The sequence below is a fragment of the Endozoicomonas sp. ALD068 genome (assembly GCF_049310145.1).
GTDB lineage: Bacteria > Pseudomonadota > Gammaproteobacteria > Pseudomonadales > Endozoicomonadaceae > Endozoicomonas_A.
On the sequence record NZ_JBLYNU010000004.1, the window covers coordinates 849,645 to 875,054 of the forward strand.

The window sequence follows — 25,410 nt, forward strand, 5'->3', positions numbered from 1 at the left end:
TATTGCGCTGAAGATGTCACTGGGAAGAAATAAAGGAAGAGGGAGCAAGGCGCAAGGCTTTCCCCTCATTCGATTACTGAATATATTCAAAGACTTTGACTATTTTCTGAACACCGCCAGTGTTTCTGGCAATATCCACTGCTGCCTGTGCCTGTCTGGGAGTAGTCAGTCCCATCAGGTAGACAGTGCCTTTTTCTGTATTGATCTTGATGCGGTCTGCAGAAACTTCTTCACTCTGGATCAGGTTCGCTTTAACCTTGGTGGTCAGCCAGGAGTCATTGCTCTGTTCAAGCAGGCTGGCATTACTGCCCAGAGTGAGTTCGTTGTAGACCTTGTCAACTTCTTTCACATTCCCGGCGGTTTCTTCTGCAAGGCGCTTAAGTTCATTACTGGATACCTGTCCGATTAAAAGCACGGTGCCATTGAAGCTGACGATTTTAATCCGGCTGTCTTTAAACCGTTCATCGGCTTTATTAATGTTAACGGCGGCTATGGTTTCGATGGTCTGGTCGTCTATCAAGTTGCCCCATGAGCGTTCAGTGGGGTCTGTTCGGATGGGGTCTTCATTGACGCTGCCGACAATGGTCGCACAGCCCCCCAGCAGAAAGAGTGAGCTAGTTAAAATCAGAGCGTTTAAACGCTTCACCTTGTTACCTCCTGGTGGGGGATGAATTAAACGTAGTCAGTCTTATAGTCAAAATAGTCTTTCATCGAGACTTACTCTCCGGAAAACAGGAACTCATCGACCAGGTCACACAGGCAATGAACGACCAGTTTATGAACTTCCCGAATACGTGGAGAGCTATTATCCGGAACCCGGATTTCAATATCTTCCGGATGCAGTAATCTCGCCATATCGCCACCGCTTTTACCCGTCAGGGCAATGACCTGGATATCGCGATCATGAGCGGCCTGAATAGCTTGAACGATATTGGGACAATTGCCCGATGTCGAGATCGCTAAAAGAATGTCGCCTTGTTGCCCCAGTGCCCTGATTTGTTTTGAGAAAACTTCGTGAAAGCTGGTGTCATTAGCGATTGAGCTTAATATCAAATTGTCGGCGCACAGAGACATGGCTGGTAATGAAGGTCTTTCTCGTTCATAACGATTGAGCAGCGCGGAAACAAAATGCTGGGCATCTCCTGCGGAGCCGCCGTTTCCGCAGGCCAGGATTTTTCCTTCGTTAAGAAGGGTTTGCACCATAAGCTCGGATGCCTGGGCGATCAGGGGAGGCAAACAGTCAGCGGCACGAATTTTGGCGTCAATGCTGTCTGAAAAATGTTGTGTAATGCGCTCATGCATGTCTCAAAATCCCGAATAGTTCGACGCCGTGCGTTTCGCAACTGGCATTTTCTTTCGCTATGGGCATTAGAAAACCGTGAAAGCCTCATGAGTTCATGGCTAGCCAGGTACTTAATAGATCAGTTAGTTTACCGTGATTTTTTTTTCATTACCCCTTTTAAATACCATCATCCATTGGGGAAGTTAAGAGCGAGTGATGTTTACGCATTTTATCAGTTGTCAGGTTGCATACAGGTTTAAAAAATACCTTTGATCCATTCTATAGGCTTTTCGGAGTTTGCGTCATCATGGATGGATGCATTTTTGAGCAAAAGTGCATCGAAGCGGCAAAGCCTGTGCTGGTGGTTCGAGTGCAGGGCGAGAAAGTGATTGGCTGCTTTTCTGATTTTATTTTGCTTGCGGTAGGTAATGGACTCGGCAGCTGAACCAAATTGTGACTGTGATCTGAATCGGACTTCTACAAAAACCAGTGTTTCTTTTTCGAGCATGATCAGATCTATCTCTCCTGCTTTGCAGGCATAGTTTCTATTGACCAGCTTCATGCCCCGGGCTTTGAGGTATTCCAAAGCCCGGTTTTCTGCGCAAAGCCCCTTATTATTGAGAAGCTTTAATTGCCAGAACATCAGCTTTCCTTTGAATCGAAACAGGCAGTGCTCTCAGTCGACCATCCCGGAAGATTTGCCAGGAAAGCTCCCTCACCACATGGTGTTTGTTGTTAATGCTAAGCATGCCTGTCAGTCCTTCCAGACGACTGCCTGGCAGACTGGCAAGTTGTTGCAGGCGGGGATACAACTTAAAAGCGTCAGCTCCCATGGCGTAAAGACTGCCATACTGGCCTTTTGAGCTGCTCCAGGTGGCTTTTATATTGGACTCGAGACTGCTTTTCTGGCCAGGCAGGTACCAAGTCATTACAGGGATTCTGAGGTTGTTCAGATCCTGATCTCTGCCAGGGTCGACTCTACCGGAGTATGCGCTGGAAGTGGCATAAACAGGCAGCTTGCCAGCGAACTGGTAAGAGAGGGCAGGCTTGAGCTGGCGAGCTTCCTTGGGGTGGGAAGGCATGTAGATCATGTCAATATCGTGTCTTCTGCGGGGAGTAAAGCCCAGTGGCTCTCTCAGAACTCTGCTCAACTCTTTGGCGCGTTTCTGGCTTTCGTCAACCAGCAGCGCCTGACCAGCCAGTTGGCTGAATTCGGTCTTGTTGTTGAATTTAGTAACACCGGCCACCTCGCCACCGAGTTTTGTCCATTCGGACACAAAGCTGTTGGTGGCTCTGTCACCCCATGAAGTCTCCGGGCGAAGTATCAGTACACGATGGTGTCCATCCAGAACGCCGCGACGGGCCACAGCTCTGCCTTCATCTTCGATGGATAGACCGTACTCGAAGAAGCTGTTCTTTTGTCCGGGGTTGCTCCTGCTGTCTTCGAGGTTGTTCAGTGCAAGAATTGTAAGGTTGTCGGGCGTATTTTCTTTTAACAGGCCGACGTTAGTTTTATCCAAAGGACCGATGATCAGTTTGGCACCTTCATTTTTGGCTTGGTTAGCCAGCTCGACAACGTTCTTGCCGTGAGTGTCCAATATGCTCACTTCGGGTAGGGTCTCATCAGCAAGATTCTGGTGATAAGCAGCGAGAAAGCCGTCGCGAATGGCTCTGCCTGCAGAGGCCAGTGGGCCGCTGACAGGAAGAAGAAGAGCAATTTTGTCGGGCTGCTGAGTGTTGGCTGTCTGAAGCGCACTGATGTCTTTCGGCAGGTAGGTTGTTGCAGGGTGGCCAGGCCAGCGAGTTCGCCAGTGGCTCAAGTCGGCCAGTTGCTCGCTCACGGATTTGCCCGGGCGGTAAATCAGGGCAAGTTGCAGCCAGCCTTTCATGGTTTTGTTGTTAGTCTGACTGTCCAGGCTGATCAGGCGCTTTTCAGGTGCGTTAAGCAGGGTTTCCCAGAAGGCGTTGCGGCTTTTGGGTTGTTGGTCGAGTTCACTTATGTTGGACAGCATGCTCCATTCATCCAGCGCTGCAACGTACTCCCCGAAGCGGTTATACGCGCGTGCTTTGAGGATATGGCTTTGATCCAGAAGCCCGGTATTGCTGCTGTTAATGACGACAGCTCGATCCAGCCAGACAAATATTTCCCGGTTCTGCCCTGCCTGCTCAGCAATGCGGGCTCTTGCCACGGCCACTTCTGCTTTCAGAGTCTCGGGTAGCTCTTCATAATTCAGGCTGTCCAGAATGGTTTTTGCTCTGCCCATCTGGTTGTTGATCAATTGCCCGGCGGCCTTGATTTTGAGTCTTGCGCTCTCCGGAAATGAGCTGCGTTCGGCTCGTTCCAGCAGTTGGTCTGCTCCTTCCGGGGCCAGTTCGTGGGTGGGTGCAGGCAGTTCAGCAACTTTGCTGGGCTGCAATGAGCACCCCGTAAGCACTGCGCTGATCAGCAGTGTATTGATGAGAATGCGTTTGGAAAGGTTCTGGCTCATAAAATCGGAGTCAACGACCGAACTGTTTTTGATCTCCCTATTCTACCTCAACAGGGTCATTGCGTCAGCCTGATGGACGTGGTTTGAGAAATCAGTTAGCTAAGGATTCTGTCAACGACGATATGATAAGAGTAAACTCATGGTCGTTTGATTCTTAATACTTCCCTTGCTATGAACGACCTTCATACTGGATAAACTGGCTGGCAGGATATGTCTGAAAGTGCACTTTTTGTTGTTTCGACCCCCATTGGTAATCTCGATGATATGACACCAAGAGCCATTGAGGTGCTGAAGCAGGTGTCAGTGATTGCGGCGGAAGATACCCGACACAGTCGCAAGTTACTCAATCACTTCGGGATCGATACCCCCATGATTCCCTGTCATGAGCATAATGAACGGCATCAGGCAGAGGTGTTGCTGGCTCGATTGCAGCAGGGTGATTCTGTGGCATTAATCAGTGATGCCGGAACGCCCCTGATTTCAGACCCGGGTTTTGTATTGGTGCGAATGGTCAGGGAGCAGGGTATTAAAGTGGTGCCTGTGCCAGGTGCCTGTGCGCTTGTGGCGGCTCTCTCGGTCAGTGGTTTGCCAACAGACAGGTTCTACTTTGAAGGCTTTCTACCGGCCAAATCCTCTGGTAGGAAGAAAAGGCTCGAAGCGCTGGGTGCGATGACCAATACATGGGCTGTGTACGAATCTACACACCGAATTCTGGATAGCCTTGCTGATTTTCGGGAAGTGTTGGGTGGAGACCGGTACGTTGTGTTGGCCAGGGAGTTGACCAAAACATTTGAGACGGTGCTGGCGGGCAAGGTAGAAGCGTTGGAGAAAATACTGCAGGAAGACTCCAATCAGTGTCGTGGCGAGTTTGTGGTTTTGGTAGAGGGGGCTGAGGAGCAGAAGCAAGAGGCTGTTGATCCTGAAACCGCTAAATTACTGCAACGGCTGCTGCAGGAGTTGCCCGCTAAAAAAGCCGCTGCCGTGATTGCTGATGTTTCCGGGTATCGCAAGAAGCAGCTCTATGAGCTGTCACTCGCAATGAAATAAGTTGTAATTGATTCAGATAATAAGTTTGTGAAATGAACGAATTGCAGTGAGGGGAATCATTCGGTAGTATTCGCCGCCTCGAGTTGGCCGGGCAGTCGCTGTCAGTTACTGTTTCAGTATCTGGTGGAGGAAAGTCCGGGCTCCAAAGGGTACGGCGCCAGGTAACGCCTGGGGGGCGAGAGCCTACGGAAAGTGCAGCAGAGAGCAGACCGCCTAAGTCACCATGCGGTGACCGGTAAGGGTGAAAGGGTGTGGTAAGAGCGCACCGCGTGACTGGTAACAGTTCACGGCATGGTAAACCCCGCCTGGAGCAAGACCAAATAGGAATCCTGAAGGTGTGACCCGCACTGGATTCGGGTAGGTTGCTTGAGGTGTCTGGTGACAGGCATCCCAGATGAATGATTGCCCAGACCTGTCTTCAGGTTGGACAGAACCCGGCTTACAGGCCAACTCGAGATTTACTTTTTCTTCCGCTATCCATTACCCGAATCTAACCGGAAACGGCTTTTTCAGGTGTCACTGACCGGTCAGCAGATCGCTGGTGCTTTGGGTATCAAAATCGTCAATTGTCTGAAATTTTTACAATTTTTTTCGGGCGCTTTTCCTGCTTCATGGGCTTAAACAGCTCTCCTCTTCAAGCTGCTCATTTTTATGCACTTTTTTAATGCAGGGCACTGTGTGTGAGGTCTCTGGAGGAGTCAATTATTTGACCCATCAGACAGATTCTGACCTTGACGTGGGTTTTTCAGGTTTCTATAGTGTGCTTCAGTGGAGTAAAGTGGATAAATGTGGAGTTAAGTGTGCATTACGTGGAGAAAAGGGATGTCGGTTAACACGTTTTCTCTTCGGACTGTGGCCTGCCATTCTGGCTGAATTGACTAGAGGGAAGCGGTTTGTTTCGTGGGGTTAATGCCATCAACCTCGATGCCAAAGGGCGTCTTGCAATACCTACCCGTTATCGGCAGGTGTTGAAAGATCGTTGTGAGGGCAGTCTGGTGGCGACCATTGATACCGATGAGCCCTGTCTCCTGATTTATCCACAGGATGAGTGGGAGGCTATTCAGGCAAAGATTGAAGCCCTGCCCAGTTTTCATCCGATGACACGCCGAATACAAAGACTTCTTATTGGTCACGCTACCGACATTGATATGGATGGCAGTGGACGAGTTTTAGTGCCTCCCTTGCTCAGGGATTATGCGGGTATGGATAAGCGCTGCATTTTGCTGGGACAAGGCAAAAAATTTGAACTGTGGGATGAAGCCTGCTGGAACCAGAGACGAGATGATTATCTTCACGAAGCCAGTGGGTCCGCTGAAGTGCCGGCTGAGCTCCAGTCTTTGTCCCTCTGATGGGTATTTGCCCGGACAAGATAGATGACATTGCAAGAGCAATTAGATCAGCATATTACTGTGCTGCTAGAAGAAGCGGTTGAAGCTTTGGTTACAGATCCTGACGGGCTCTATGTCGACGGGACATTTGGTCGTGGCGGTCACAGTCGTGCAGTCCTGGAAAAGCTGTCTGACAGAGGCAGGCTGGTAGGCATCGACAAGGACCCGAGAGCGATCGCTGCAGCCCGGGAGCTGGCTGAAACGGATAGCCGTTTTTCCATTTATCATGGCTCTTTTGCTGATTTGGAAGAGGCCCTTGATGGTCAGAAAGTAGAAGGTGTTCTGCTTGATCTGGGGGTTTCTTCGCCGCAGTTGGACAACGCCGAGCGAGGTTTCAGCTTCATGCAGGATGGTCCGTTGGATATGCGGATGAATACCACGCAGGGAGAAAGTGCAGCTGACTGGATTAATCGTGCGCAAGAGCAAGAAATCAGCAAGGTGATCTGGGAACTCGGCGAAGATCGTTTTTCGCGCAGAATTGCCCGGGCCATCGTCAGGGAAAGGGAAGGAGAGCCTATTACGACCACGAAACGTCTGGCAGGAATTATTGCTTCTGCCAGTCCTTCCAGAGAGAAGAACAAGCATCCGGCTACCCGTGCTTTTCAGGCCATCCGCATCCATATCAATCGCGAACTGGATGATCTGGTGGATTGTCTGGATGCTGCATTGGAAGAGCTCAAACCAGGTGGGCGTCTGGTGGTTATCAGTTTTCACTCACTGGAAGACAGGATTGCCAAAAGGTTTATCAGAAAACAGTCCAGAGGCGATGAGTTGCCGCGCTGGATTCCGGTGACGGAAGATCAGCTTAACAAACGAATGCGGCCCGTCGGTAAAGCGATCAAGCCCGGCGAGCAAGAGGTCAAAGCTAATCCAAGAGCGAGGAGTGCCGTCATGCGAATTGCTGAGAAGCTAATCTGACAAGGCTGTAAAAATGGACAGACAACCGCTGCAGGCTTTGTTTCGCAAATCTGGTTTAGTCAGTGTGATGTTGCTGGCCTGTGTTCTTGTGTCAGGGGTGGCTGTGAGCTTTGTCAAGCATGAAAACAGACTGCTTCACAATGAACTTCAACAGGCGTTTGAGCAGAGAAACAAAGCCCAGGTTGAATGGGGGAAGTTGCTTCTGGAGCACAGTTCCCTGACCAGTCCGGGGCGAGTGGAAAGAATTGCAAGGGATGAATTGAACATGGAAGTGCCTGATGCTGGAAGTATAAAAATGGTGATGCCGTGAAGACTGCAGCAAGACCGGCCAGTGCCAGCAGGAAAAAACAGGCTGGCGAGGAAAAGGCTCTGCCTTACCGCTGGCGAGTAAAGCTTTTGCAGATCTTGTTTATAATGGCTGGCCTGGTGATTGGTTATCGTCTCGTAGATCTTCAGGTTTTAAATCGTCATTTTCTTCAGAGCGAAGGTGATAAACGCGCTGTTCGCCATGAGTCCATACCGGCTCATCGGGGCGTCATATTTGATCGAAACGGTAAGATTTTGGCGGTAAGTGCCCCTGTGATGACCGTATGGGCTGACCCTCAGGACTTGATCAAGGCACCAGAGCACTGGCATAAGCTGGCATTTGCGCTCAAGGTTGATGAAAGCTGGCTGGCAAAAAAGGTAACAAGCAACGCAGCAAAGGAATTTATCTATCTTAAACGTCAGATGACACCGGAGCAGAGTGAGAAAGTCGAAGCTCTGAAAGTGCCCGGCGTGCATATTCTTGACGAACAGCGACGTTACTACCCTATGGGTGAAGTGACGTCGCATCTGGTGGGCATTACCGGTATTGATGATAAAGGTCAGGAAGGGCTGGAGCTGGGATATGATCATTGGTTAACCGGCTCCGAGGGAACTCGCAGGCTGCTGAAAGATCGCCGGGGTCGCCTTGCCAGAGAGGCCGAACTCGTGAAAAGCGCCCAACCCGGTAAGGAATTGATGCTCAGTATTGATTCCAGGCTCCAGTATATGGCTTATCGTGAGCTGAAAAGTGCTGTAGAAAAGGCCAAAGCCACAGCCGGCTCGCTGGTGATGATGGATGTCCAGACCGGAGAGATTCTGGCTATGGTCAATCAGCCGTCCTACAACCCGAATAATCGTACCGGGCTTCAGCCTTACCGAATGAGAAACCGGGTGATGACTGACCTGGTGGAGCCGGGCTCTACTCTCAAGCCTTTTACTGTCGCGGCAGCCATGGAGACCGGCAAGTATGATCGCTATACCCGGATTAAAACCGGCGTTGGCTACATGCGTGTTGGACAAAATGCGGTTAAGGATGTCAGGGGGTTTGGAACCATTGATGTCGAAACTGTTTTGAAAAAGTCCAGCAATATCGGCGTGAGCAAGATGGCACTGGATATCGGTGTCGATAAGGTTGTAGATCTGCTGCGCCGCGTAGGTATCGGGCAGAGCCCGGGAACGGGTTTTCCCGGAGAGAGGGCTGGGTTTCTCCCTTACAAGGATCGCTGGAGCGACATTGAAGTGGCTACCCTGTCCTTTGGTTATGGCTTGACAGTCACGCCATTACAGCTGGCGCAAGCCTATTCTGTGCTGGGGTCTGGTGGCTTACTCAGGCCAGCATCACTGATCAAGCGTGATGTGGCACCTGATGGTGTTCGGGTTATGGATGAAGATGTAGCACACGATGTTATGGAAATGCTTGGCAAAGTGGTGGGTAAAGGAGGGACTGGTTGGCGCGGTGCCGTCAAGTCCTACAATGTGGGTGGCAAAACGGGAACGGTTAAAAAAGTGGGTGGCAGTGGCTACCTTGAAGATCGTTACGTGGGTCTCTTTGCCGGTGTGGCTCCTGTGGGAAATCCTCGCATTGCTACTGTTGTCATTATTGATGACCCGGCTGGTCAGGATTACTACGGTGGCGTCATAGCCGGCCCGGTGTTTTCCAGGGTCAATGGTCAGGCTTTGCGGATGCTGGGTGTCAGACCCAGTGAAGAAAAGGTACTGACAGCTAAAAGACCCGGTCTGGAGCAGACCGGAGTTATGAAAATGAAACAGGATGGAACATGACCTCGTGTCAAATGACGTCTTTAAATGAAGTGCTGGCGGAGCTGAATCATCCTCCACTGGATGAAGACAAGACCCTCACAGGACTGACCCTCGACAGCCGCAAGCTGATCGGGGGTGAGCTGTTTCTGGCTGTGCCAGGGCTGAGTTCTGACGGTCGGGCGTTTATTGGTGCGGCCTTGGAGGCGGGCGCCTCTGCAGTGCTGGTTGATTCAAGTGGGGAGTCATTTTCTGAGACTGAATTTCTGGTCGGTAAACCTGTTATTTTTATCGAAAACTTAAAAACGCACATTAGCTTTCTTGCCGATCGATTCTATCGACAGCCGTCCACAAAGCTGAAGCTGATTGGCGTGACAGGAACCAATGGCAAAACCTCAACCTGTTGGTATGCAGCGCAGCTACTCTCTCTTCTGGGTGAGCCTTGTGCGGTGATGGGAACCCTGGGTAAAGGTCTTCCAACTGAGCTGGAACCCTGTCTGAATACTACTTCAGACCCTGTATCGACACAGGGCTTTATGGCTGAACTGGTGAGCAGAGATGTGTCTTCCATGGCCATGGAGGTTTCTTCTCATGGGCTGCATCAGGGGCGCGCAGATCAATTAGCGTTTGAAGTAGGCGTTTTTACAAATATCAGTCGTGATCATCTTGATTATCACAAAACGATGGACGCTTATGCAAAAGCCAAGGCTCTGCTTTTTGCCAACGGTCGTGTCAAAAAAGCGGTGATTAATCGGGATGATGACTATAGCGAACTGATGCTGTCCAGTTGTTCCGGTGTTACTGAAGTGTTTACTTTCTCTATGACCTCTGATCATGCAGATATTACGGCTCGAAATATCCTCCTGGATTCAGGTGGAGTCAAGGCTGACCTTCATACGCCATGGGGTAAGGGACAGTTGAGGACGACTCAGCTGGGTCGTTTCAGTCTCGAAAATCTTTTGGCTGTTATCGGGGCGGTATGCTGTCAGGGTTATTCCCTGGAGCGAGTGCTTGAAAAGGTCCCTCAACTGAGCACTGTACCGGGAAGAATGCAAAGGTTGGGTGGTGGTCAGAAACCGGTGGTAGTGGTGGATTATGCTCATACTCCGGATGCCCTGGTGAGTGTCCTGAAAGCATTGAGAGAGCACGGCGCTGCAAAATTAATTTGTGTCTTTGGTTGCGGTGGTGATCGTGATCGGGGTAAGAGGCCGCTTATGGCCCGAGCTGCTATCGAGGGTGCAGATGAAGTGGTCGTGACCAGTGATAATCCCAGAAGTGAAGATCCGGAAGAAATAATCAGAGATACACTGGCAGGAGTTGACCTGACTGGTATGCCAGTGACATCTGTCAGCAATCGCGCAGAGGCTATTCGACAGGCTGTCAACAAGGCTGCTGTCGGCGATATTGTTGTTATCGCAGGCAAAGGACACGAGGATTATCAGGAGGTCAACGGCGTCAGGCATCACTTTGATGACAGTGAAGAAGCTGCAAAAGCCTTGAATCTCTGGCAGCCATCAACGTGTTCAGCCAGTGAGAGGGTAATATGATTCGTCCATTTACCCTTTCTGAAATAACCCATGAGCTTCAGGGGATTCTTCTGAGGGGGGATTCTGGTGCTGATACCACTATAACCGGTATAAGCATTGATACCAGAACCCTCGAGCAAGGTAATCTTTTTGTCGCCATCAAGGGCCCTCGGTTTGATGGTCATGCCTATGCGGATCAGGCTGAGGTTGCAGGCGCTGCGGCGGTCGTGGTTCAGGTGCCAGTTCCAGGTCTGGGAATTCCCCAGATTCAGGTCCAGGACACTGATCAGGCACTGGGACGACTGGGGCAGTTTATTCGTGAGTGTTTTCATGGCCCTGTCGTGGCAGTAACAGGAACCTGTGGCAAGACATCGGTCAAAGAGATGCTGGCCTCTGTCTTCGAGCAGGTTGGTAAGGTTCTGGCAACCCGGGGGAATTTAAATAACGCTTATGGTGTGCCTCTGACCCTGTTCAGGCTGGAAGCAGATCAGCAGCATGCAGTGATTGAGTTAGGAACCAGTTCCCCTGGAGAGATTGATTACATCACTCGCCTGACCGAACCGGATGTTGCCATCATTACCAATGCCTCAGAGAACCATCTCAAAGATTTGTTAACGCTTGAGGGCGTTATTCATGAGAAGGGTTTTATTCTCGACGGTCTCAAAAAAAATGGTATTGCCGTGCTGAATTTAGATGATCCCAGCTTTCAACGCTGGAAACAGAGGGCTTTGAGACAGCCTGATCGAAAAGTGTTGTCCTTCAGTCTGAATAAGCGAGAAGCCGATGTGTTTGCCTCAGAGGTGTCTTCAACGTCTGAAGGTATGAGCTTCAGGTTGCATGTTGTTCAGGGAGGCATCGAAAAAGAGGCAAACGTGAAGCTGTCTTTCTGGGGGAAACATCAGGTTCAGAATGCCTGTTGTGTGGCCGCAGCGGCGTCTGCTGTCGGACTAGGGCTGGACATTATTGTCAGTGGATTGGAAAATGCCCGGCCTTATCAACAAAGAGGGACCCGTTACCCCCTGTCGGAGGGCCTTCTGATCATCGACGAAAGTTATAACGCCAGTCCTATTGCCACTCTTGCTGCCATCGACCAGCTGGCAGACTGCGAGGGTAAAACCATCATGGTACTGGGGGACATGCTGGATCTTGGTGAGGTGAGTGCAGCCCGGCATGTTGATGTAGGTGAGTATGCTGCTACCCGGCATATTGATTGTTTTGCTGCCTATGGTGAGGCGACTGTCGCCTCTGTTGATGCATTCAGTCGTGAACTTCGCGGGGCTCAGCGAGGCATGAAGGCAAAACATTTAAATGACAAAGAGGCTCTCTCGAACTGGGTAAGAAGTCGGATAAAGGCGTTCAGAGAGCAACAGGCGGATTGTCCCATCACGGTTCTCGTCAAGGGATCGAATGGAATGAAAATGTTGGATGTAGTCAGATCCCTGGTGGGATCAGAATTTAAGGGAGAGCGCTGCTGATGCTGCTCTGGCTTGCGGAATTTCTAACGCAATACTATCACGGCTTTGCCGTTTTTAAATACCTCACACTCAGAGCTATTCTGGGTGTGCTTACTGCATTGGGAATGGGGCTCTGTCTCGGGCCCTATATGATTCGTCGGCTGAGCTACCACCAGATTGGTCAGGCAGTGCGTGATGATGGTCCACAATCTCACCTCAGCAAGGCTGGAACCCCGACTATGGGTGGGGCATTGATTCTGGTTTGTATTGCAGTCAGTACGCTACTATGGGCCAATCTGAGCAATCGCTATATCTGGGTAGTTTTACTGGTAACAGCGGTATTCGGAATTGTTGGCTGGGTGGACGACTACCGTAAGGTGGTGGAAAAAAATTCAAGGGGCCTGCCAGCGCGCTGGAAGTTTTTCTGGCAGTCGGTCGCTGGATTGGGAGCAGCTGTCTTCCTTTACGCTACGGCTAATTCACCGGTAGAGACCAGTCTGATTGTACCTTTCTTCAAAAATATCGTCATTGATCTTGGGCCCTTTTTTATTGTACTGGCTTACCTGACCATTGTCGGTTGCAGTAATGCTGTGAATCTGACAGATGGTCTGGATGGTCTGGCGATCATGCCTACCGTTCTGGTGGCTTCTGCACTGGCAGTTTTTGCTTATGCCAGCGGTCATGTGAATTTTGCCCAGTACCTGCTCATTCCTTTTGTGCCTGGCTCGGGAGAGTTGGTGGTTTTTTGTGCCGCTATCGGTGGCGCGGGTCTGGCGTTTCTCTGGTTTAATACCTATCCCGCACAGGTTTTTATGGGGGATGTAGGTGCTTTGGCTCTCGGAGCAGCATTAGGTGTACTGGCAGTCATTGTGCGTCAGGAAATTGTGCTGGTCATTATGGGGGGGGTTTTTGTGATGGAGACGGTATCGGTGATTCTCCAGGTGGCTTCGTTCAAGCTCACCGGGCGCAGAATATTCCGTATGGCTCCACTGCACCATCATTTTGAATTGAAGGGTTGGCCTGAGCCCCGGGTGATTGTCCGCTTCTGGATTATTACCCTGATTCTGGTCCTGATTGGTCTTGCGTCACTGAAGATTCGTTAACACACTTTGCTCGGGAAAAAATCCGCGTGTCAGCACTGATAAGCTCAAATCGTACAAGGGTAGTCGTAGGACTCGGCAAGACCGGAATGTCCTGTGTGCGATATCTTGCTGAAAGACAACGCCCATTTAAAGTGATGGATACCCGGAATAACCCGCCAGGCATAGACGAACTCAAAACTGCTTTTCCGAATGTTCCTGTCCATCTGGGTGGATTGAACACTCAGTGGCTGAATGGAGCCGATGAGTTGATTCTCAGTCCCGGTATTGCTCTGGCTACTCCTGAGATTGCTGAGGCTGTAAGTAGAGGTGTTGAAGCCGTTGGTGATATTGAGCTGTTCTGTCGCGAGGTGAATAAACCTGTCGTTGCCATAACTGGCTCTAACGGCAAGAGCACGGTCACAACTCTGCTGGGAGAGATGGCTCAAGAGGCCGGTTTGGGTGTTGCTGTGGGTGGCAATATTGGTACTCCAGCTCTTGAGCTTCTTGAGAGAGAAAATGTCGATCTCTATATCCTGGAATTGTCCAGCTTCCAGCTGGAAACCACTCATTCTTTACGTGCAGCCGCCGCGACGGTACTGAATATCAGTCCTGATCATATGGATCGTTATAAGACCATGATGGACTATCATAAGGCAAAGCAGCGTATATACCGTGGTTGTATACATGCGGTATACAACAAGCAGGATGCTCTGACTGTGCCTCTTCTTCCCCAGGCTACTCCCGCAACAGCGTTTACTTCCGGCAAGCCTGATTTACACGACTATGGCCTGATCGGGGATGAAGAAGGTATGTGGCTTTGTAAAGGTGTCGAAAGACTCATCAATACAGCGGTCATGAAGTTGCCGGGTCGTCACAATCAATTGAATGCACTGGCTGCCCTGGCCCTGGGTGAGTCAGTGGGTATCCCGATGACACCCATGCTGAAGACTCTGAGCCGCTTCACAGGTCTTTCTCATCGATGCCAATGGGTAGCGGAAAAAAACGGTGTGGTCTGGATTAATGATTCCAAAGCCACCAATGTCGGTGCATCGGTTGCGGCCATTGAAGGTCTGGGTGAGACCCTGACCGGAAAAATTGTTCTCATTGCCGGTGGGGACGGCAAGGGGGCAGATTTTAATCAGCTGAAACAGCCATTACAAAAGTTTGGTCGTGAGCTTGTGCTGATAGGGCGTGACGCACCTGATATCGATAAAGCCGTCAATGGCGTTATCCCGGTTCAATATGCTGAGGGTCTTGCTGCTGCAATAGATCGTGCCTTCGAGGTCAGTGAAAGCGGTGATGCTGTCCTGCTGGCTCCCGCTTGTGCCAGTTTTGATATGTTCGAAAGTTTCGAGCAGCGTGGCGATAGCTTTATGACTCTGGTCAGGGAGCGTCTTGCATGACTCTACACCAGAAGTTTCTCAGCGAAATAAGATCGCCTTTTACAGGCCGCCGTGGCAGTGTTCTTGATCTGCCGCTGCTGGGTGCTGTGCTGGGACTTCTTGTGATTGGTTTGATTATGGTCAGTTCCGCTTCTATGGAAGTGGCGGGCAGTCTTTATTCCAATCCGTTTTATATCCTCATCAAGCAGGCTTTTTTTGTTTTCGTCGGACTGTCGCTGATGGGTGTCATTTTGATGGTTCCGGTGACAACTATTGAGAAATACAGCTGGCTTTCACTTTTTGGTGGTCTGGGGCTGCTGCTGGCTGTGTTGGTTGTGGGTCGGGAGGTCAATGGCAGTGTTCGCTGGATTCCTCTGGGCTTTTTCAATCTGCAGGCATCAGAAGCGGCCAAATTGATGATTGTCGTTTACCTTGCGGCCTACCTGGTGCGTCGGTTGGAGGAAGTCAGAACCAGATGGACAGGCTTTTTCAAGCCTATGACTATTCTTTTTGTCTCATCTCTACTGTTGCTGATGGAGCCAGACCTTGGAGCGCTTGTGGTGTTGATGGGCGCTTCCATGGGAATGATTTTTCTGGCAGGCGCCAGACTCTGGCAATTCGTTATTCTGTTCCTGGTGCTGGTTGGGTCTATTGCCGCCCTGATTGTTTTTGAACCTTATCGCATGGCACGCCTGGCTTCTTATATGGACCCCTGGGCCAATGCTTTTGGTAGTGGCTATCAGTTGACTCAGTCCCTGATTGCTTTTGGGCGAGGTGAATGGTTTGGTGAGGGATTGGGTAATAGTCTGCAAAAGCTGTTCTATTTACCGGAAGCTCATACAGATTTTGTCTTTGCCGTTCTGGCTGAAGAGTTTGGTGTCCTTGGAGCAGTCTCTGTCCTGACTCTGATTCTGTTTATTTCCTGGAGAGCGCTGCAAATCGGTTACCGGGCAGAAGCAAAAAAACTACTGTTTCATGGCTACGTTGCCTATGGAATCGGCTTGTTGTATAGCAGTCAGGCGTTGATCAATATTGCTGTAAATACCGGGTTGCTGCCCACAAAAGGTTTGGCCTTGCCTCTGATCAGTTATGGGGGTAGTAGCCTGTTGATAAACTGCCTGGCTTTTGGATTGTTGCTGCGGATTGATTATGAACGACGGCAGTTTAATGTCACAACAGATAATAAAAGCAGGGGAGTGTCATGAGTACTACTGACAAACCTACTGTTTTAATAATGGCGGGTGGTACCGGTGGGCATATTTTCCCGGCGCTGGCCACTGCCAGAGAACTTGAGAGGCGTGGCTACACTATTCACTGGTTGGGTACGGCCAACAGTATGGAAGCTGAACTGGTGCCGCGCCACGGATTTGAAATCAGCTTTATCCCGGTCACCGGATTGAGAGGTAAAGGCTTGAGCTTTTTACTAAAAGCGCCCTGGAAGCTCGCTGTTTCACTGTTTCGTGCCTTGAAAGTGATTCGAAGCTGCAAGCCTGTGTGTGTTCTGGGAATGGGTGGCTTTGCAACAGGACCGGGTGGGGTGGCCGCACGTTTGTCGGGTGTTCCCCTGGTGGTTCACGAGCAGAATGCGATTGCAGGCTTCACGAACAAGGTTTTATCAAGAGTTGCCCGCAAAGTATTGTTGGCTTTTCCCGGTGCTTTTGGTCCAGAGAGTGGCTCTGGCAAATTTATTCTGACCGGTAATCCGGTGAGAGCCGATATTGCAAATCCGGATTTACCTTCCCAACTGAATGGCAGGGCTCTAAGGCTGTTGGTGGTTGGTGGCAGTAGTGGCGCTGTAGCCATCAACGAGCTGGTTCCAAAAGTACTCACCCGGTTTAAAGGTCGCTTCGAGGTTTGGCATCAAACTGGCAGAAATAATCTCGATGCTACCCGTGAGTCTTATCGTGCTTTGGGTGTGGAGGGGCGCGTAGAACCCTTTATCGATGATATGGCTGGTGCCTATGAGTGGGCTGATCTGGTGATTTGTCGCTCTGGAGCCCTCACCGTTTCAGAGCTGGCGATGGCCCGAAGAGCGGCCCTGCTGGTGCCTTATCCCCATGCTGTTGATGATCATCAAACGGTCAATGGTCAGTACCTGGTTAATCAGGGGGCCGCCATGATGGTGCAGCAGAAAGAACTGAGCGAAACCTGTCTGATCAATATGTTAGAGAATTTTGTGGGCAATCCTGAGCAGCTGGTGACTATGGCCAGGGCTGCAGGCAGTGTCGCCAGGCCTATGGCGGCTGTGGAAGTAGTTGATCATTGTCTGGAGGTGGCTCATGCCCGCTAATAAGCCTATTTTTCCTGTGGCTCCTATACCTGAAATGCGTCGTATAAAAAATATTCATTTTGTTGGCATAGGTGGTTCGGGCATGTGCGGCATCGCAGAAGTGCTTAAGAACCAGGGGTATCAGATCTCTGGATCAGATATTCAACGCTCACCGGTAACCCAACGTTTGGAAGATCAGGGAATTAAAGTCTTTATTGGTCATCAAGCTGCGAATGTTGAGGGGGCGGATGTAGTGGTCACTTCTACAGCAGTCGCTTCGGAGAATCCGGAAGTGGTTACGGCAAGAGAGCTGCGTGTACCCGTAGTCCCCAGAGCTGAGATGCTGGCGGAACTGATGCGCTACCGTCATGGTATCGCAGTGGCAGGCACCCACGGCAAGACTACCACGACCAGTCTGTTGGCCTCGGTGTTGGGCTATGGTGGTCTGGATCCTACTTTTGTGATTGGCGGTCGTCTGAATTCAGCCGGTACCAATGCCAAGCTGGGAGGCAGTCGCTACCTCGTGGCAGAAGCGGATGAGTCAGATGCATCTTTCCTGCATCTGCAACCGATGGTTTCTATTGTCACCAACATTGATGCAGATCATATGGCTACCTATGAAGGAAGCTTTGACAAGTTAAAGAAAACCTTTGTGAGTTTTCTTCACAACCTGCCATTTTATGGTCTGGCTGTGGTCTGTACAGACTGCCCTGTGGTAAAAGAACTGTTACCATTAATTAAACGACAAGTTATTACTTATGGTGAAAGTGAGGGGGCCGATTTCCGGGCTGTTAATATTCAGCAAAAGGGTATGAAGACCTCTTTTGAGCTGGAGCGGAAATCTAAAGGCAATAAAAAGGTAAAAGTTGAGCTGAATATTCCAGGTCGTCACAATGTTCTCAATGCACTTGCCACTTTTATAGTTGCATCGGATGAAGGAATGCCTGATGAAGTGATCTGTGAAGGACTCAGGCAGTTCCAGGGTGTTGGCAGACGATTCCAGGTGCAGGGGTACTTTCAGACTGAGTCTGCCCAGATGATGCTCGTTGATGATTATGGGCACCACCCGACAGAGGTGGCGGCAACGATCAAGGCTATCCGCGCTGGATGGCCAGACAGGCGGCTGGTTATGGTTTATCAGCCACACCGCTATTCGAGAACCCGGGATCTTTACGAAGATTTCGTTGAGGTGCTGTCCCAGGTGGATGTCTTACTTTTGATGGAAGTCTATCCGGCAGGAGAAGAGCCGATTCCGGGTGCAGATACACGAAGCCTCTGTCGAAGTATTCGTCAAAGAGGCCAGCTGGAGCCTATCTTTATCTCCAGTCCTGATGAAGTTAGTACTGTTTTGCAAGGTGTTGTTGAAGACAATGACCTGGTTTTGACCCAGGGGGCCGGAGATATCGGTGCTTTGGCTGTGAGACTGACAACAGAGCTGGGTGAAAAACTGGACGATATAATTCAGGACGGAAAGGTAGCTTAAAGATGTATAGCCAGGACCAGGGTCAAGTTGCCATTGATGCAGACAGTTATGAGCTAAAAAGAGTATTCGGTAAAGTCGCGGTATTACTGGGTGGTTGTTCAGCTGAGCGGGAAGTAAGTCTTGCATCCGGTAAACGAATCTTTGAAGCCCTGAAAACCAGTGGCATAGATTGTTGTCTTATTGATCCAATCGAGGGGCTGGTCTCACAGCTGGTGGAACAGAAGCCTGATCGCGTTTTTATTGCTTTGCATGGTCCCCGCGGTGAGGATGGTACGGTGCAGGGACTGCTTGATCAAATGGATATTCCTTATGCGGGCAGTGACATTATGTCTTCAGCATTGGCCATGGACAAATACAGAAGCAAACTGCTCTGGCAAGCGGTTGGTTTACCCACCCCGGACTTTATGCTGATTGAGCAGGCTGAAAACCTTGATTGCTGTGCAGAGATATTGCCGGCTTTTGTAAAGCCCAGTCTGGAAGGCTCCAGCGTGGGGATTACCAGGGTTGATCGGGAGCAGGATCTGCTGCCAGCCTGGGAGCAGGCTTCAAAATACGGTGGTTCTGTGCTGGTGGAACAGTTTATTGATGGTCCTGAATATACGGTCGCGATTCTGAATAGTCAGCCCTTGCCTGCTATTCGAATCGAATCGGCAGAGTCTTTTTATGACTATGACGCTAAATATGTTTCAGGAAATACTCAATACCACTTACCCAGTGGTCTGTCTGAAAGCAAGGAGCAAGAACTTCAGGCTCTGGCACTGACCGCTTTCGAAACACTGGGTTGCTCTGGTTGGGGTCGAGTCGACTTTATGCAGGACGAAAGAGGACGCTTCTGGCTGCTTGAGGCAAATACTGTACCTGGTATGACTGAAACGAGTCTTGTTCCTATGGCCGGAAAGTCAGTGGGTTTGAGCTTTGAAATATTGGTTCTGGAGATTCTGAAGTCGTCCCTGTTACCGGCTCGTCAGAAAGAGGGTGGAGGAATAAAGGGAAGCAAAGAGCTTGTTCAAACTGAATCAGAAGCCACTTGACGACTCTGGCAGGCGCGGTCGTGGGGCGAGTCGGGGAATAGAGAAAAAGCTGGCTCGGCCCGGATTGTGGAGACGCTGGTTAGGATTGACTGTCATCTGTGTTCTGGCCGTGTCTTTGCTCTGGATTTGGCCGACATTGATGATGTGGGTTAATCAGCCGATAGCACGGGTGGAAGTGCGTTCTACGTTCAATTATCTGGAACGTGGTGATGTTGAAAAACAGCTGGCCCCCTGGTTGGTCAATCGGTTTTTTTACCTTGACCTGGAAGAGATGAGAAGGGCAGTCCTGGATATGCCCTGGGTAAGGGAAGCCAGTCTGCGACGTGAGTGGCCGGATACTCTGATCGTCAGTCTGGAAGAGCGAAAACCGATTGCCCGTTGGCAGGATGACGGTTTGATTGATGAAGACGGAGAAGTTTTCAGACCGGGATCTCTGGAGGCCTTCAGTAAGCTGCCAAAGCTGTCAGGGGTGGAGGATCGTTCTCAGGATGTAATGCAGCAATACCTGGCGTTTAGTCAGGTGATCAGGCCCCTGGGAGTTGCTGTTAGAGAGTTGCGGCTCAGTACAACGGATTCCTGGTGGCTGAAAGTAGATCACGTTGATGTCAATCTCGGGCGTGATCGCAGAATGGAAAGATTGCAGCGTTTTATCAGGTTGTATTATGCAAGACTCGATGATCGCTGGCAGGATGTAAAGCGCGTTGACTTGCGCTATTTGAATGGGGCTTCGGTGGCCTGGAAATAGTCATGAAAACGTCATTATGCGTTTTCGTGGCAACACTGGAGTAGTGGGTTCGGCGCACTGACTATTTTGGTCAGAGTGGTTTGGGATGATAGATGCCATGACAGCGGCAGATAACGGAAATTTAATAGTCGGACTCGACATTGGAACTTCCAAAGTTGTAGCGATCGTCGGTGAGATAACCGCAGATGGCCAGCTGGAAGTGATCGGGATCGGCTCACATACCTCACGGGGTCTGAAGCGTGGTGTTGTTGTCAATATTGACTCTACAGTCCATGCCATAAAAAGGGCTGTGGAAGAGGCTGAGTTGATGGCCGGTTGTCAGATTCACTCCGTTTACGCCGGCATCGCAGGTAATCATATACGCAGCCTGAACTCCCACGGAATTGTTGCTATCAGGGAGAGAGAGGTTACCAGTGCCGATATTGACAGGGTGATTGATGCCGCCCAGGCTGTTGCTATTCCGGCAGATCAGCGAATTCTTCATATTTTGCCTCAGGAATATGTGATTGATACCCAGGAAGGTGTGAAGGAACCATTGGGCATGTCAGGAGTGCGTCTGGAAGCGAAAGTGCATCTGGTGACCTGTGCTGTCAATGCAGCGCAGAATATTGAGAACTGTATTAAACGATGTGGTCTTGAAGTAGACGACATTATTCTGGAGCAGTTGGCTTCGAGCTATTCAGTGCTTTCAGAAGATGAGAAAGAGCTCGGTGTGTGCATGGTTGATATTGGAGGTGGCACCACCGATATTGCTATCTTCACTGAGGGAGCCATACGACATACGGCAGTTATTCCTATAGCGGGTGATCAGGTCACCAATGATATTGCCATGGCTCTGAGAACACCCACTCAGCATGCTGAAGAACTTAAGATCAAATATGCCTGCGCTCTTACCCAGCTGGCGCGTGCTGAAGATATGATCAAGGTTCCGAGTGTTGGAGACAGGGCAGCCAGAGAGCTGTCTCGACAGTCGCTGGCAGAGGTGGTTGAGCCAAGATACGACGAGCTGTTTACACTGATTCAGGCGGAATTGAGACGAAGTGGTTTTGAAGATCTCATTCCGGCCGGTATCGTGCTGACGGGTGGTACGTCCAAAATGGAGGGTGCCGTAGATCTGGCAGAAGAAATTTTTCACATGCCGGTCAGGCTCGGCATGCCTCAGGCCATTCAGGGGTTGACAGATGTCGTTTGTAATCCTATTTATGCAACAGGTGTCGGCCTGCTTCACTATGGTTTGAAAGCTCAACAGGAAGGGCGAAGGGAAACGGCCAGTTTCAGCAGACAGGAAGAAAGTCTGTTCAATCGGCTTAAAAAATGGTTTCAAGGTCAATTCTGATTGAGGGTTGGGTAGCAATCAACAGAATTAATCCTGCAGAAGGCAATGGCTTGATTGTCATTGGCTAAACAGGAGCACACTGCATGCAGGGTGTTCCTGCAGGAAAGTGATTGAAGTTTAATGGCATTTAATATTCAGAAAATATCCTGTTTACGGTGACAGAAAGGAGAGAGCCATGTTTGAACTGGTGGATAATGTTCCGCAGGAAGCGGTGATAAAGGTTGTAGGCGTAGGTGGCGGTGGCGGTAATGCAGTTTGCCACATGTTGAACAGTCGGCTGGAAGGTGTTGAGTTTATCTGTGCTAATACGGATGCCCAGGCTCTGAAAAAACAGCACCTTCAGGCTCATACCCATCTGCAACTGGGAGCCAATATTACTCGTGGCCTCGGGGCTGGAGCAAATCCGGAGGTCGGTCGTGATGCAGCGATGGAAGACAGAGACCGTATTTCTGAAGTGTTGGCGGGCTCTGACATGGTTTTCATCACTGCCGGTATGGGAGGAGGTACAGGTACCGGTGCTGCTCCGGTTGTGGCTGAAATTGCCAGAGAGATGGGGGCTCTGACCGTAGCGGTGGTGACCAAGCCGTTTTCTTTTGAAGGTCGCCGCAGAATGACAGTGGCTGAAGAGGGGCTGAATCAGTTAAAAGAGAGCGTAGACTCCCTGGTCTGTATTCCTAATGAGAATCTTCTGCCTGTTTTGGGTCGTGATGTCAGTTTGCTGAACGCTTTTGGTGCAGCAAATGACGTACTGCTGGGCGCAGTTCAGGGTATTTCAGAATTGATTACCCGTGACGGCCTGATTAATGTTGACTTTGCTGACGTCCGGACTGTTATGTCTGAAATGGGCATGGCTATGATGGGTACAGGTTCAGCCACAGGCAGCAACAGAGCGATTGAAGCGGCCGAGCGAGCTATCCGAAGTCCTCTCCTGGAAGACGTCAACCTTCAGGGGGCTCGCGGAGTGTTGGTTAATATTACTGCTGGTCTCGATCTTTCTGTGGGTGAATTTCATGAAGTGGGTGACACTGTTCGTGAATTTGCTTCCGATAATGCCACCACTGTAGTAGGTACAGTTATCGATCCGGAAATGACGGATGAATTAAGAGTGACTGTTGTTGCCACTGGTCTGGGAGACAGCGACGAAAAGCAGGAACAGTCCCTTAAGGTGGTTGATGGTTCCAAGCCAAGGGCGACCCGTCCAGACGGTACCCTGAACCTCAAGGAGCTTGATATTCCTCCTCATGTTCGCAAAAAAGCAGCTGAACAGCCCGAGGTAGAGGAAGCTGAAAAGCCCCGCAGGCAAGCACCATCAACTGACAATGTGGATTACCTGGATGTACCGGCGTTTTTGCGCCGACAGGCTGATTGAATCAATGACCGGTTGTGTCATGTGTAACTTTTGTTACAATAAGTCGTTGAATTCAAATAACAGGGGCCTTTGAGGTCGCGGAATAGCGTTATCATGATCAGACAGCGTACCCTGAAAAATATTATTCGAGCTACGGGAGTGGGGTTACATTCCGGTGAAAAGGTCTATTTGACTCTTAAGCCGGCTCCCGTCGATACCGGCATTATCTTCTGTCGCACAGATCTTGATCCTGTGGTGGAAATTCCTGCTCGTGCAGAAAATGTCGGAGAAACTACCCTGTGTACCTCTTTGCAGAAAGACGGTGTTCGGGTAGACACCGTTGAACACCTGCTTTCGGCAATGGCTGGTCTGGGAATCGACAATGCTTATGTCGAATTGAGCGCCCATGAAGTTCCGATCATGGACGGTAGCGCGGGACCTTTTGTTTTCCTTATCCAGTCTGCTGGTATTCAGGAGCAGGAGGCAGCCAAGAAATTTATCCGTATCAAGAAAGAAGTGGCCGTCACTGATGGTGAGAAAACAGCTACTTTCAAGCCTTATGACGGCTTCAAAGTCAGTTTTACTATCTATTTTGACCACCCTGTTTTCAAAGGTCGTTCACAGACCTCTGAGATTGATTTTTCCAGTACTTCTTTCGTAAAAGAAGTCAGCCGTGCCCGTACCTTCGGATTCATGCGTGACGTTGAGTATCTGCGTTCACAGAATCTGGCTTTGGGAGGCAGTGTTGACAACGTTGTAGTGGTTGATGACTACCGTATTCTGAACGAAGACGGATTGCGCTACCATGATGAGCTGGTTAAACACAAGATTCTGGACGCCATCGGTGATCTGTACCTATTAGGTAATAGTCTGGTTGGCCAGTTCGTTGGCTACAAGTCCGGACACGAATTAAACAATAAGCTGGTCCGTTCTCTGCTGGAGAATGAAAAAGCCTGGGAAGTAGTGACATTTGAGGATACTGAAGTGGCACCGATTTCCTACCTTAAGCCGGCTGCGGTTACTGCTTAACTCATATAGTCACCTTTCATTGAAGGTCGCAGAAGCGACCTTTTTTGGAATCTATGCTGGTTAAATGAGGCATCTGGTTTTTAAAGATTTACCTGAATCTGAAAACCATCAAGAGTGAAGAAAACAAGAATGTGGGAGAACGACAGCAAAGTGACTTTTTTACCAGGGTCAAATATTGCTGACATGGTTGTGTCGATTCTTCATGACTGAATAGCGCTATCCTGTTTCAAGACAGGATGTGGATATGACGCTCTATCGCCTTTTGCATTGAAGCCCGGGTGATGAGCAGTTATTTCCATGATAATGAGTTAATAAGGTTGAATCATTGGGAGTACAGGGCTTCCTAGAATGAAAGTCATTGTTGTAAAGCAAGATCACTCTCGAACACAATCGTTCAGAGTCACAAGCAAGCGGCTGGCACTGGCTGCTTTTTCGGCGGTTTTTCTCTGCATGATGCTGGGTGGAGGTATTACCTATCTTTTCCTCAATTCGAAATCTGGCGTTGTCCTGACTGAAGAGGGCCTGCAAGAATGGCGGACAGTCCTGAGCGGACAGAGAAAAGAAGTTGAAAATGTTCGTCTTGCTGCAGAACGTCAAATTGATGCCCTGACCATTCGTCTGGCAGAGTTACAAGGGCGGATTACCCGACTGGATGCTGTTGGCGAGAGACTAACCATTGCTGCGAAACTGGATGATGGCGAGTTTTTCTTCGATGAAGTGCCAGCTATTGGTGGCCCGGAAGCGCTGCCTTCCAATGAATCTATCTATTCAATGCCCCCGCTTATTGATGCTATTGATCAACTTTCTGAGCAGATAGACAGCAGAGAGCAGCAGTTTGATATTCTGACCAGCCTGGTCTCTAACAGGACCATGAGTAATGATGTCTTTGTGGCAGGGCTTCCTGTCAAGAAAGGTTGGCTTTCTTCTCGTTTTGGTCAGAGAGCAGATCCTTTTACCGGAAAATTATCCTGGCATTCAGGTATTGATATGGCCGCTGTAAATGGTTCTGACATTATTGCTGTGGCTGCCGGTGTCGTGACCTGGTCAGGTGATCGCTCTGGCTATGGGCTTATGGTTGAGGTTAACCATGTTAATGGCTATGTGACACGATATGCGCACAATTATTCCAACGAAGTCAAGGTGGGCGACATCGTTACTCGAGGTCAGGTTATTGCTAAAGTAGGAAGCACAGGTCGTTCAACAGGGCCGCATGTTCACTTTGAAGTGATTCGCAATGGTAAGCATGTGGATCCACAGCGCTACATTTATCGGGCAAGCAAATGATCTTTCCTGACAAGAACAAAGCGCTCCTCATATTGCTGGTATTTCCGATCCTTTTTCATGACTTGTTTTTTCGATGAATCTCACTGCCCGATTATTCAGTGCTGATCCTGCGAGTTGTCAGCGAAAAAGTAGCGCTCTTCCCTTGAAAGACTTCTTTCCAGTCCCTATATCCTTTACTGATGAGTGTAAATGTCTGTAAGGTTTGGATTTTTCTGCCTTTAATCCAGATTGTTGCAAACGTCTGGCGTTGACG

The 25,410-nt window shown here is 49.9% G+C and carries 22 protein-coding genes and 1 other RNA gene; 19 read left to right on the plus strand and 4 right to left on the minus strand.

Features of this window, described 5'->3' with window-relative positions; translation table 11 throughout:
* Positions 1 to 73: 73 nt before the first annotated feature.
* The 4 genes from ACO6V5_RS02320 to ACO6V5_RS02335 all read right to left on the minus strand — a co-directional run bounded on the left by ACO6V5_RS02320 (position 74) and on the right by ACO6V5_RS02335 (position 3,771).
* Positions 74 to 646, minus strand: coding sequence for a BON domain-containing protein (locus ACO6V5_RS02320; RefSeq protein WP_422134532.1), 573 nt, complete (start codon positions 644 to 646; stop codon positions 74 to 76).
* 71 nt (positions 647 to 717) lie between these two features.
* Complete coding sequence (locus tag ACO6V5_RS02325; protein ID WP_422134531.1) at positions 718 to 1,302, minus strand: phosphoheptose isomerase; 585 nt, start codon at positions 1,300 to 1,302, stop codon at positions 718 to 720.
* Between the two features lie 236 nt (positions 1,303 to 1,538).
* Complete coding sequence (locus ACO6V5_RS02330) at positions 1,539 to 1,925, minus strand: YraN family protein (protein ID WP_422134530.1); 387 nt, start codon at positions 1,923 to 1,925, stop codon at positions 1,539 to 1,541.
* A complete protein-coding gene (locus tag ACO6V5_RS02335; protein WP_422409361.1) occupies positions 1,897 to 3,771 on the minus strand; it encodes a penicillin-binding protein activator in 1,875 nt (624 codons plus the stop codon). The genes ACO6V5_RS02330 and ACO6V5_RS02335 overlap by 29 nt, the downstream gene beginning before the upstream one ends.
* Before the next feature lie 210 nt (positions 3,772 to 3,981).
* Here ACO6V5_RS02335 and rsmI point away from each other — a divergent pair, with 210 nt between their 5' ends.
* From rsmI to ACO6V5_RS02430, 19 genes are all read left to right on the plus strand, one after another.
* Positions 3,982 to 4,818 (plus strand): 16S rRNA (cytidine(1402)-2'-O)-methyltransferase, encoded by an 837-nt coding sequence (gene rsmI, locus ACO6V5_RS02340; RefSeq protein WP_422409359.1) that lies wholly within the window; start codon positions 3,982 to 3,984, stop codon positions 4,816 to 4,818.
* Positions 4,819 to 4,897: 79 nt separating this feature from the next.
* Positions 4,898 to 5,276, plus strand: an RNA gene (gene rnpB / locus ACO6V5_RS02345) — RNase P RNA component class A.
* 435 nt (positions 5,277 to 5,711) lie between these two features.
* Positions 5,712 to 6,167: a division/cell wall cluster transcriptional repressor MraZ gene (mraZ, locus tag ACO6V5_RS02350; RefSeq protein WP_422134527.1), complete on the plus strand. Its 456-nt coding sequence runs from the start codon at positions 5,712 to 5,714 to the stop codon at positions 6,165 to 6,167.
* 24 nt (positions 6,168 to 6,191) lie between these two features.
* On the plus strand, positions 6,192 to 7,124 hold the full coding sequence (gene rsmH / locus ACO6V5_RS02355) for a 16S rRNA (cytosine(1402)-N(4))-methyltransferase RsmH (RefSeq protein ID WP_422409357.1): 933 nt from the start codon (positions 6,192 to 6,194) through the stop codon (positions 7,122 to 7,124).
* 13 nt (positions 7,125 to 7,137) lie between these two features.
* Positions 7,138 to 7,434: a cell division protein FtsL gene (ftsL, locus tag ACO6V5_RS02360; protein WP_422134525.1), complete on the plus strand. Its 297-nt coding sequence runs from the start codon at positions 7,138 to 7,140 to the stop codon at positions 7,432 to 7,434.
* A complete protein-coding gene (locus tag ACO6V5_RS02365; RefSeq protein ID WP_422134524.1) occupies positions 7,431 to 9,212 on the plus strand; it encodes a peptidoglycan D,D-transpeptidase FtsI family protein in 1,782 nt (593 codons plus the stop codon). Before ftsL ends, ACO6V5_RS02365 begins: the two co-directional genes overlap by 4 nt.
* 11 nt (positions 9,213 to 9,223) lie before the next feature.
* Complete coding sequence (locus ACO6V5_RS02370) at positions 9,224 to 10,735, plus strand: UDP-N-acetylmuramoyl-L-alanyl-D-glutamate--2,6-diaminopimelate ligase (protein WP_422441897.1); 1,512 nt, start codon at positions 9,224 to 9,226, stop codon at positions 10,733 to 10,735.
* Positions 10,732 to 12,189 carry a UDP-N-acetylmuramoyl-tripeptide--D-alanyl-D-alanine ligase gene (locus ACO6V5_RS02375; RefSeq protein ID WP_422409352.1) on the plus strand — a complete coding sequence of 486 codons (1,458 nt, stop codon included), beginning with the start codon at positions 10,732 to 10,734 and terminating at the stop codon, positions 12,187 to 12,189. Before ACO6V5_RS02370 ends, ACO6V5_RS02375 begins: the two co-directional genes overlap by 4 nt.
* Positions 12,189 to 13,271 (plus strand): phospho-N-acetylmuramoyl-pentapeptide-transferase, encoded by a 1,083-nt coding sequence (mraY, locus tag ACO6V5_RS02380; protein ID WP_422134521.1) that lies wholly within the window; start codon positions 12,189 to 12,191, stop codon positions 13,269 to 13,271. The genes ACO6V5_RS02375 and mraY overlap by 1 nt, the downstream gene beginning before the upstream one ends.
* 26 nt (positions 13,272 to 13,297) lie before the next feature.
* Positions 13,298 to 14,653: a UDP-N-acetylmuramoyl-L-alanine--D-glutamate ligase gene (gene murD / locus ACO6V5_RS02385; RefSeq protein ID WP_422409349.1), complete on the plus strand. Its 1,356-nt coding sequence runs from the start codon at positions 13,298 to 13,300 to the stop codon at positions 14,651 to 14,653.
* On the plus strand, positions 14,650 to 15,837 hold the full coding sequence (ftsW, locus tag ACO6V5_RS02390) for a putative lipid II flippase FtsW (protein ID WP_422134519.1): 1,188 nt from the start codon (positions 14,650 to 14,652) through the stop codon (positions 15,835 to 15,837). The genes murD and ftsW overlap by 4 nt, the downstream gene beginning before the upstream one ends.
* Positions 15,834 to 16,922, plus strand: coding sequence for an undecaprenyldiphospho-muramoylpentapeptide beta-N-acetylglucosaminyltransferase (gene murG, locus ACO6V5_RS02395; RefSeq protein ID WP_422134518.1), 1,089 nt, complete (start codon positions 15,834 to 15,836; stop codon positions 16,920 to 16,922). Before ftsW ends, murG begins: the two co-directional genes overlap by 4 nt.
* Positions 16,912 to 18,384, plus strand: a complete 1,473-nt coding sequence (gene murC, locus ACO6V5_RS02400) for a UDP-N-acetylmuramate--L-alanine ligase (protein ID WP_422138480.1) — start codon at positions 16,912 to 16,914, stop codon at positions 18,382 to 18,384. Before murG ends, murC begins: the two co-directional genes overlap by 11 nt.
* 2 nt (positions 18,385 to 18,386) lie before the next feature.
* Entirely contained in the window at positions 18,387 to 19,415 is a 1,029-nt protein-coding gene (locus ACO6V5_RS02405) for a D-alanine--D-alanine ligase (protein WP_422409347.1), read from the plus strand.
* Entirely contained in the window at positions 19,387 to 20,160 is a 774-nt protein-coding gene (locus ACO6V5_RS02410; protein ID WP_422138478.1) for a cell division protein FtsQ/DivIB, read from the plus strand. The genes ACO6V5_RS02405 and ACO6V5_RS02410 overlap by 29 nt, the downstream gene beginning before the upstream one ends.
* 97 nt (positions 20,161 to 20,257) lie before the next feature.
* The gene (gene ftsA / locus ACO6V5_RS02415; RefSeq protein WP_422137126.1) at positions 20,258 to 21,496 is read left to right on the plus strand and encodes a cell division protein FtsA; all 1,239 of its coding nucleotides are present in this window, start codon (positions 20,258 to 20,260) and stop codon (positions 21,494 to 21,496) included.
* A gap of 175 nt (positions 21,497 to 21,671) precedes the next feature.
* Positions 21,672 to 22,865, plus strand: coding sequence for a cell division protein FtsZ (gene ftsZ, locus ACO6V5_RS02420; protein WP_422134514.1), 1,194 nt, complete (start codon positions 21,672 to 21,674; stop codon positions 22,863 to 22,865).
* 93 nt (positions 22,866 to 22,958) lie between these two features.
* A complete protein-coding gene (gene lpxC / locus ACO6V5_RS02425; protein WP_422134513.1) occupies positions 22,959 to 23,873 on the plus strand; it encodes a UDP-3-O-acyl-N-acetylglucosamine deacetylase in 915 nt (304 codons plus the stop codon).
* 348 nt (positions 23,874 to 24,221) lie between these two features.
* Positions 24,222 to 25,157, plus strand: a complete 936-nt coding sequence (locus ACO6V5_RS02430) for a M23 family metallopeptidase (RefSeq protein WP_422134512.1) — start codon at positions 24,222 to 24,224, stop codon at positions 25,155 to 25,157.
* The last annotated feature ends 253 nt before the right edge of the window (positions 25,158 to 25,410 follow it).

Excerpts from the sequence above, each read along its gene's own strand:
- ACO6V5_RS02325 (WP_422134531.1), bottom strand. The coding sequence starts at position 1,302 with ATGCATGAGCGCATTACACAACATTTTTCAGACAGCATTGACGCCAAA.
- ACO6V5_RS02330 (WP_422134530.1), bottom strand. The coding sequence starts at position 1,925 with ATGTTCTGGCAATTAAAGCTTCTCAATAATAAGGGGCTTTGCGCAGAA.
- ACO6V5_RS02335 (WP_422409361.1), bottom strand. The coding sequence starts at position 3,771 with ATGAGCCAGAACCTTTCCAAACGCATTCTCATCAATACACTGCTGATC.
- rsmI (WP_422409359.1), top strand. The coding sequence starts at position 3,982 with ATGTCTGAAAGTGCACTTTTTGTTGTTTCGACCCCCATTGGTAATCTC.
- rsmH (WP_422409357.1), top strand. The coding sequence starts at position 6,192 with ATGACATTGCAAGAGCAATTAGATCAGCATATTACTGTGCTGCTAGAA.
- ftsL (WP_422134525.1), top strand. The coding sequence starts at position 7,138 with ATGGACAGACAACCGCTGCAGGCTTTGTTTCGCAAATCTGGTTTAGTC.
- ACO6V5_RS02370 (WP_422441897.1), top strand. The coding sequence starts at position 9,224 with ATGACGTCTTTAAATGAAGTGCTGGCGGAGCTGAATCATCCTCCACTG.
- ACO6V5_RS02375 (WP_422409352.1), top strand. The coding sequence starts at position 10,732 with ATGATTCGTCCATTTACCCTTTCTGAAATAACCCATGAGCTTCAGGGG.
- mraY (WP_422134521.1), top strand. The coding sequence starts at position 12,189 with ATGCTGCTCTGGCTTGCGGAATTTCTAACGCAATACTATCACGGCTTT.
- ftsW (WP_422134519.1), top strand. The coding sequence starts at position 14,650 with ATGACTCTACACCAGAAGTTTCTCAGCGAAATAAGATCGCCTTTTACA.
- murG (WP_422134518.1), top strand. The coding sequence starts at position 15,834 with ATGAGTACTACTGACAAACCTACTGTTTTAATAATGGCGGGTGGTACC.
- murC (WP_422138480.1), top strand. The coding sequence starts at position 16,912 with ATGCCCGCTAATAAGCCTATTTTTCCTGTGGCTCCTATACCTGAAATG.
- ACO6V5_RS02405 (WP_422409347.1), top strand. The coding sequence starts at position 18,387 with ATGTATAGCCAGGACCAGGGTCAAGTTGCCATTGATGCAGACAGTTAT.
- ftsA (WP_422137126.1), top strand. The coding sequence starts at position 20,258 with ATGACAGCGGCAGATAACGGAAATTTAATAGTCGGACTCGACATTGGA.
- ftsZ (WP_422134514.1), top strand. The coding sequence starts at position 21,672 with ATGTTTGAACTGGTGGATAATGTTCCGCAGGAAGCGGTGATAAAGGTT.
- lpxC (WP_422134513.1), top strand. The coding sequence starts at position 22,959 with ATGATCAGACAGCGTACCCTGAAAAATATTATTCGAGCTACGGGAGTG.
- ACO6V5_RS02430 (WP_422134512.1), top strand. The coding sequence starts at position 24,222 with ATGAAAGTCATTGTTGTAAAGCAAGATCACTCTCGAACACAATCGTTC.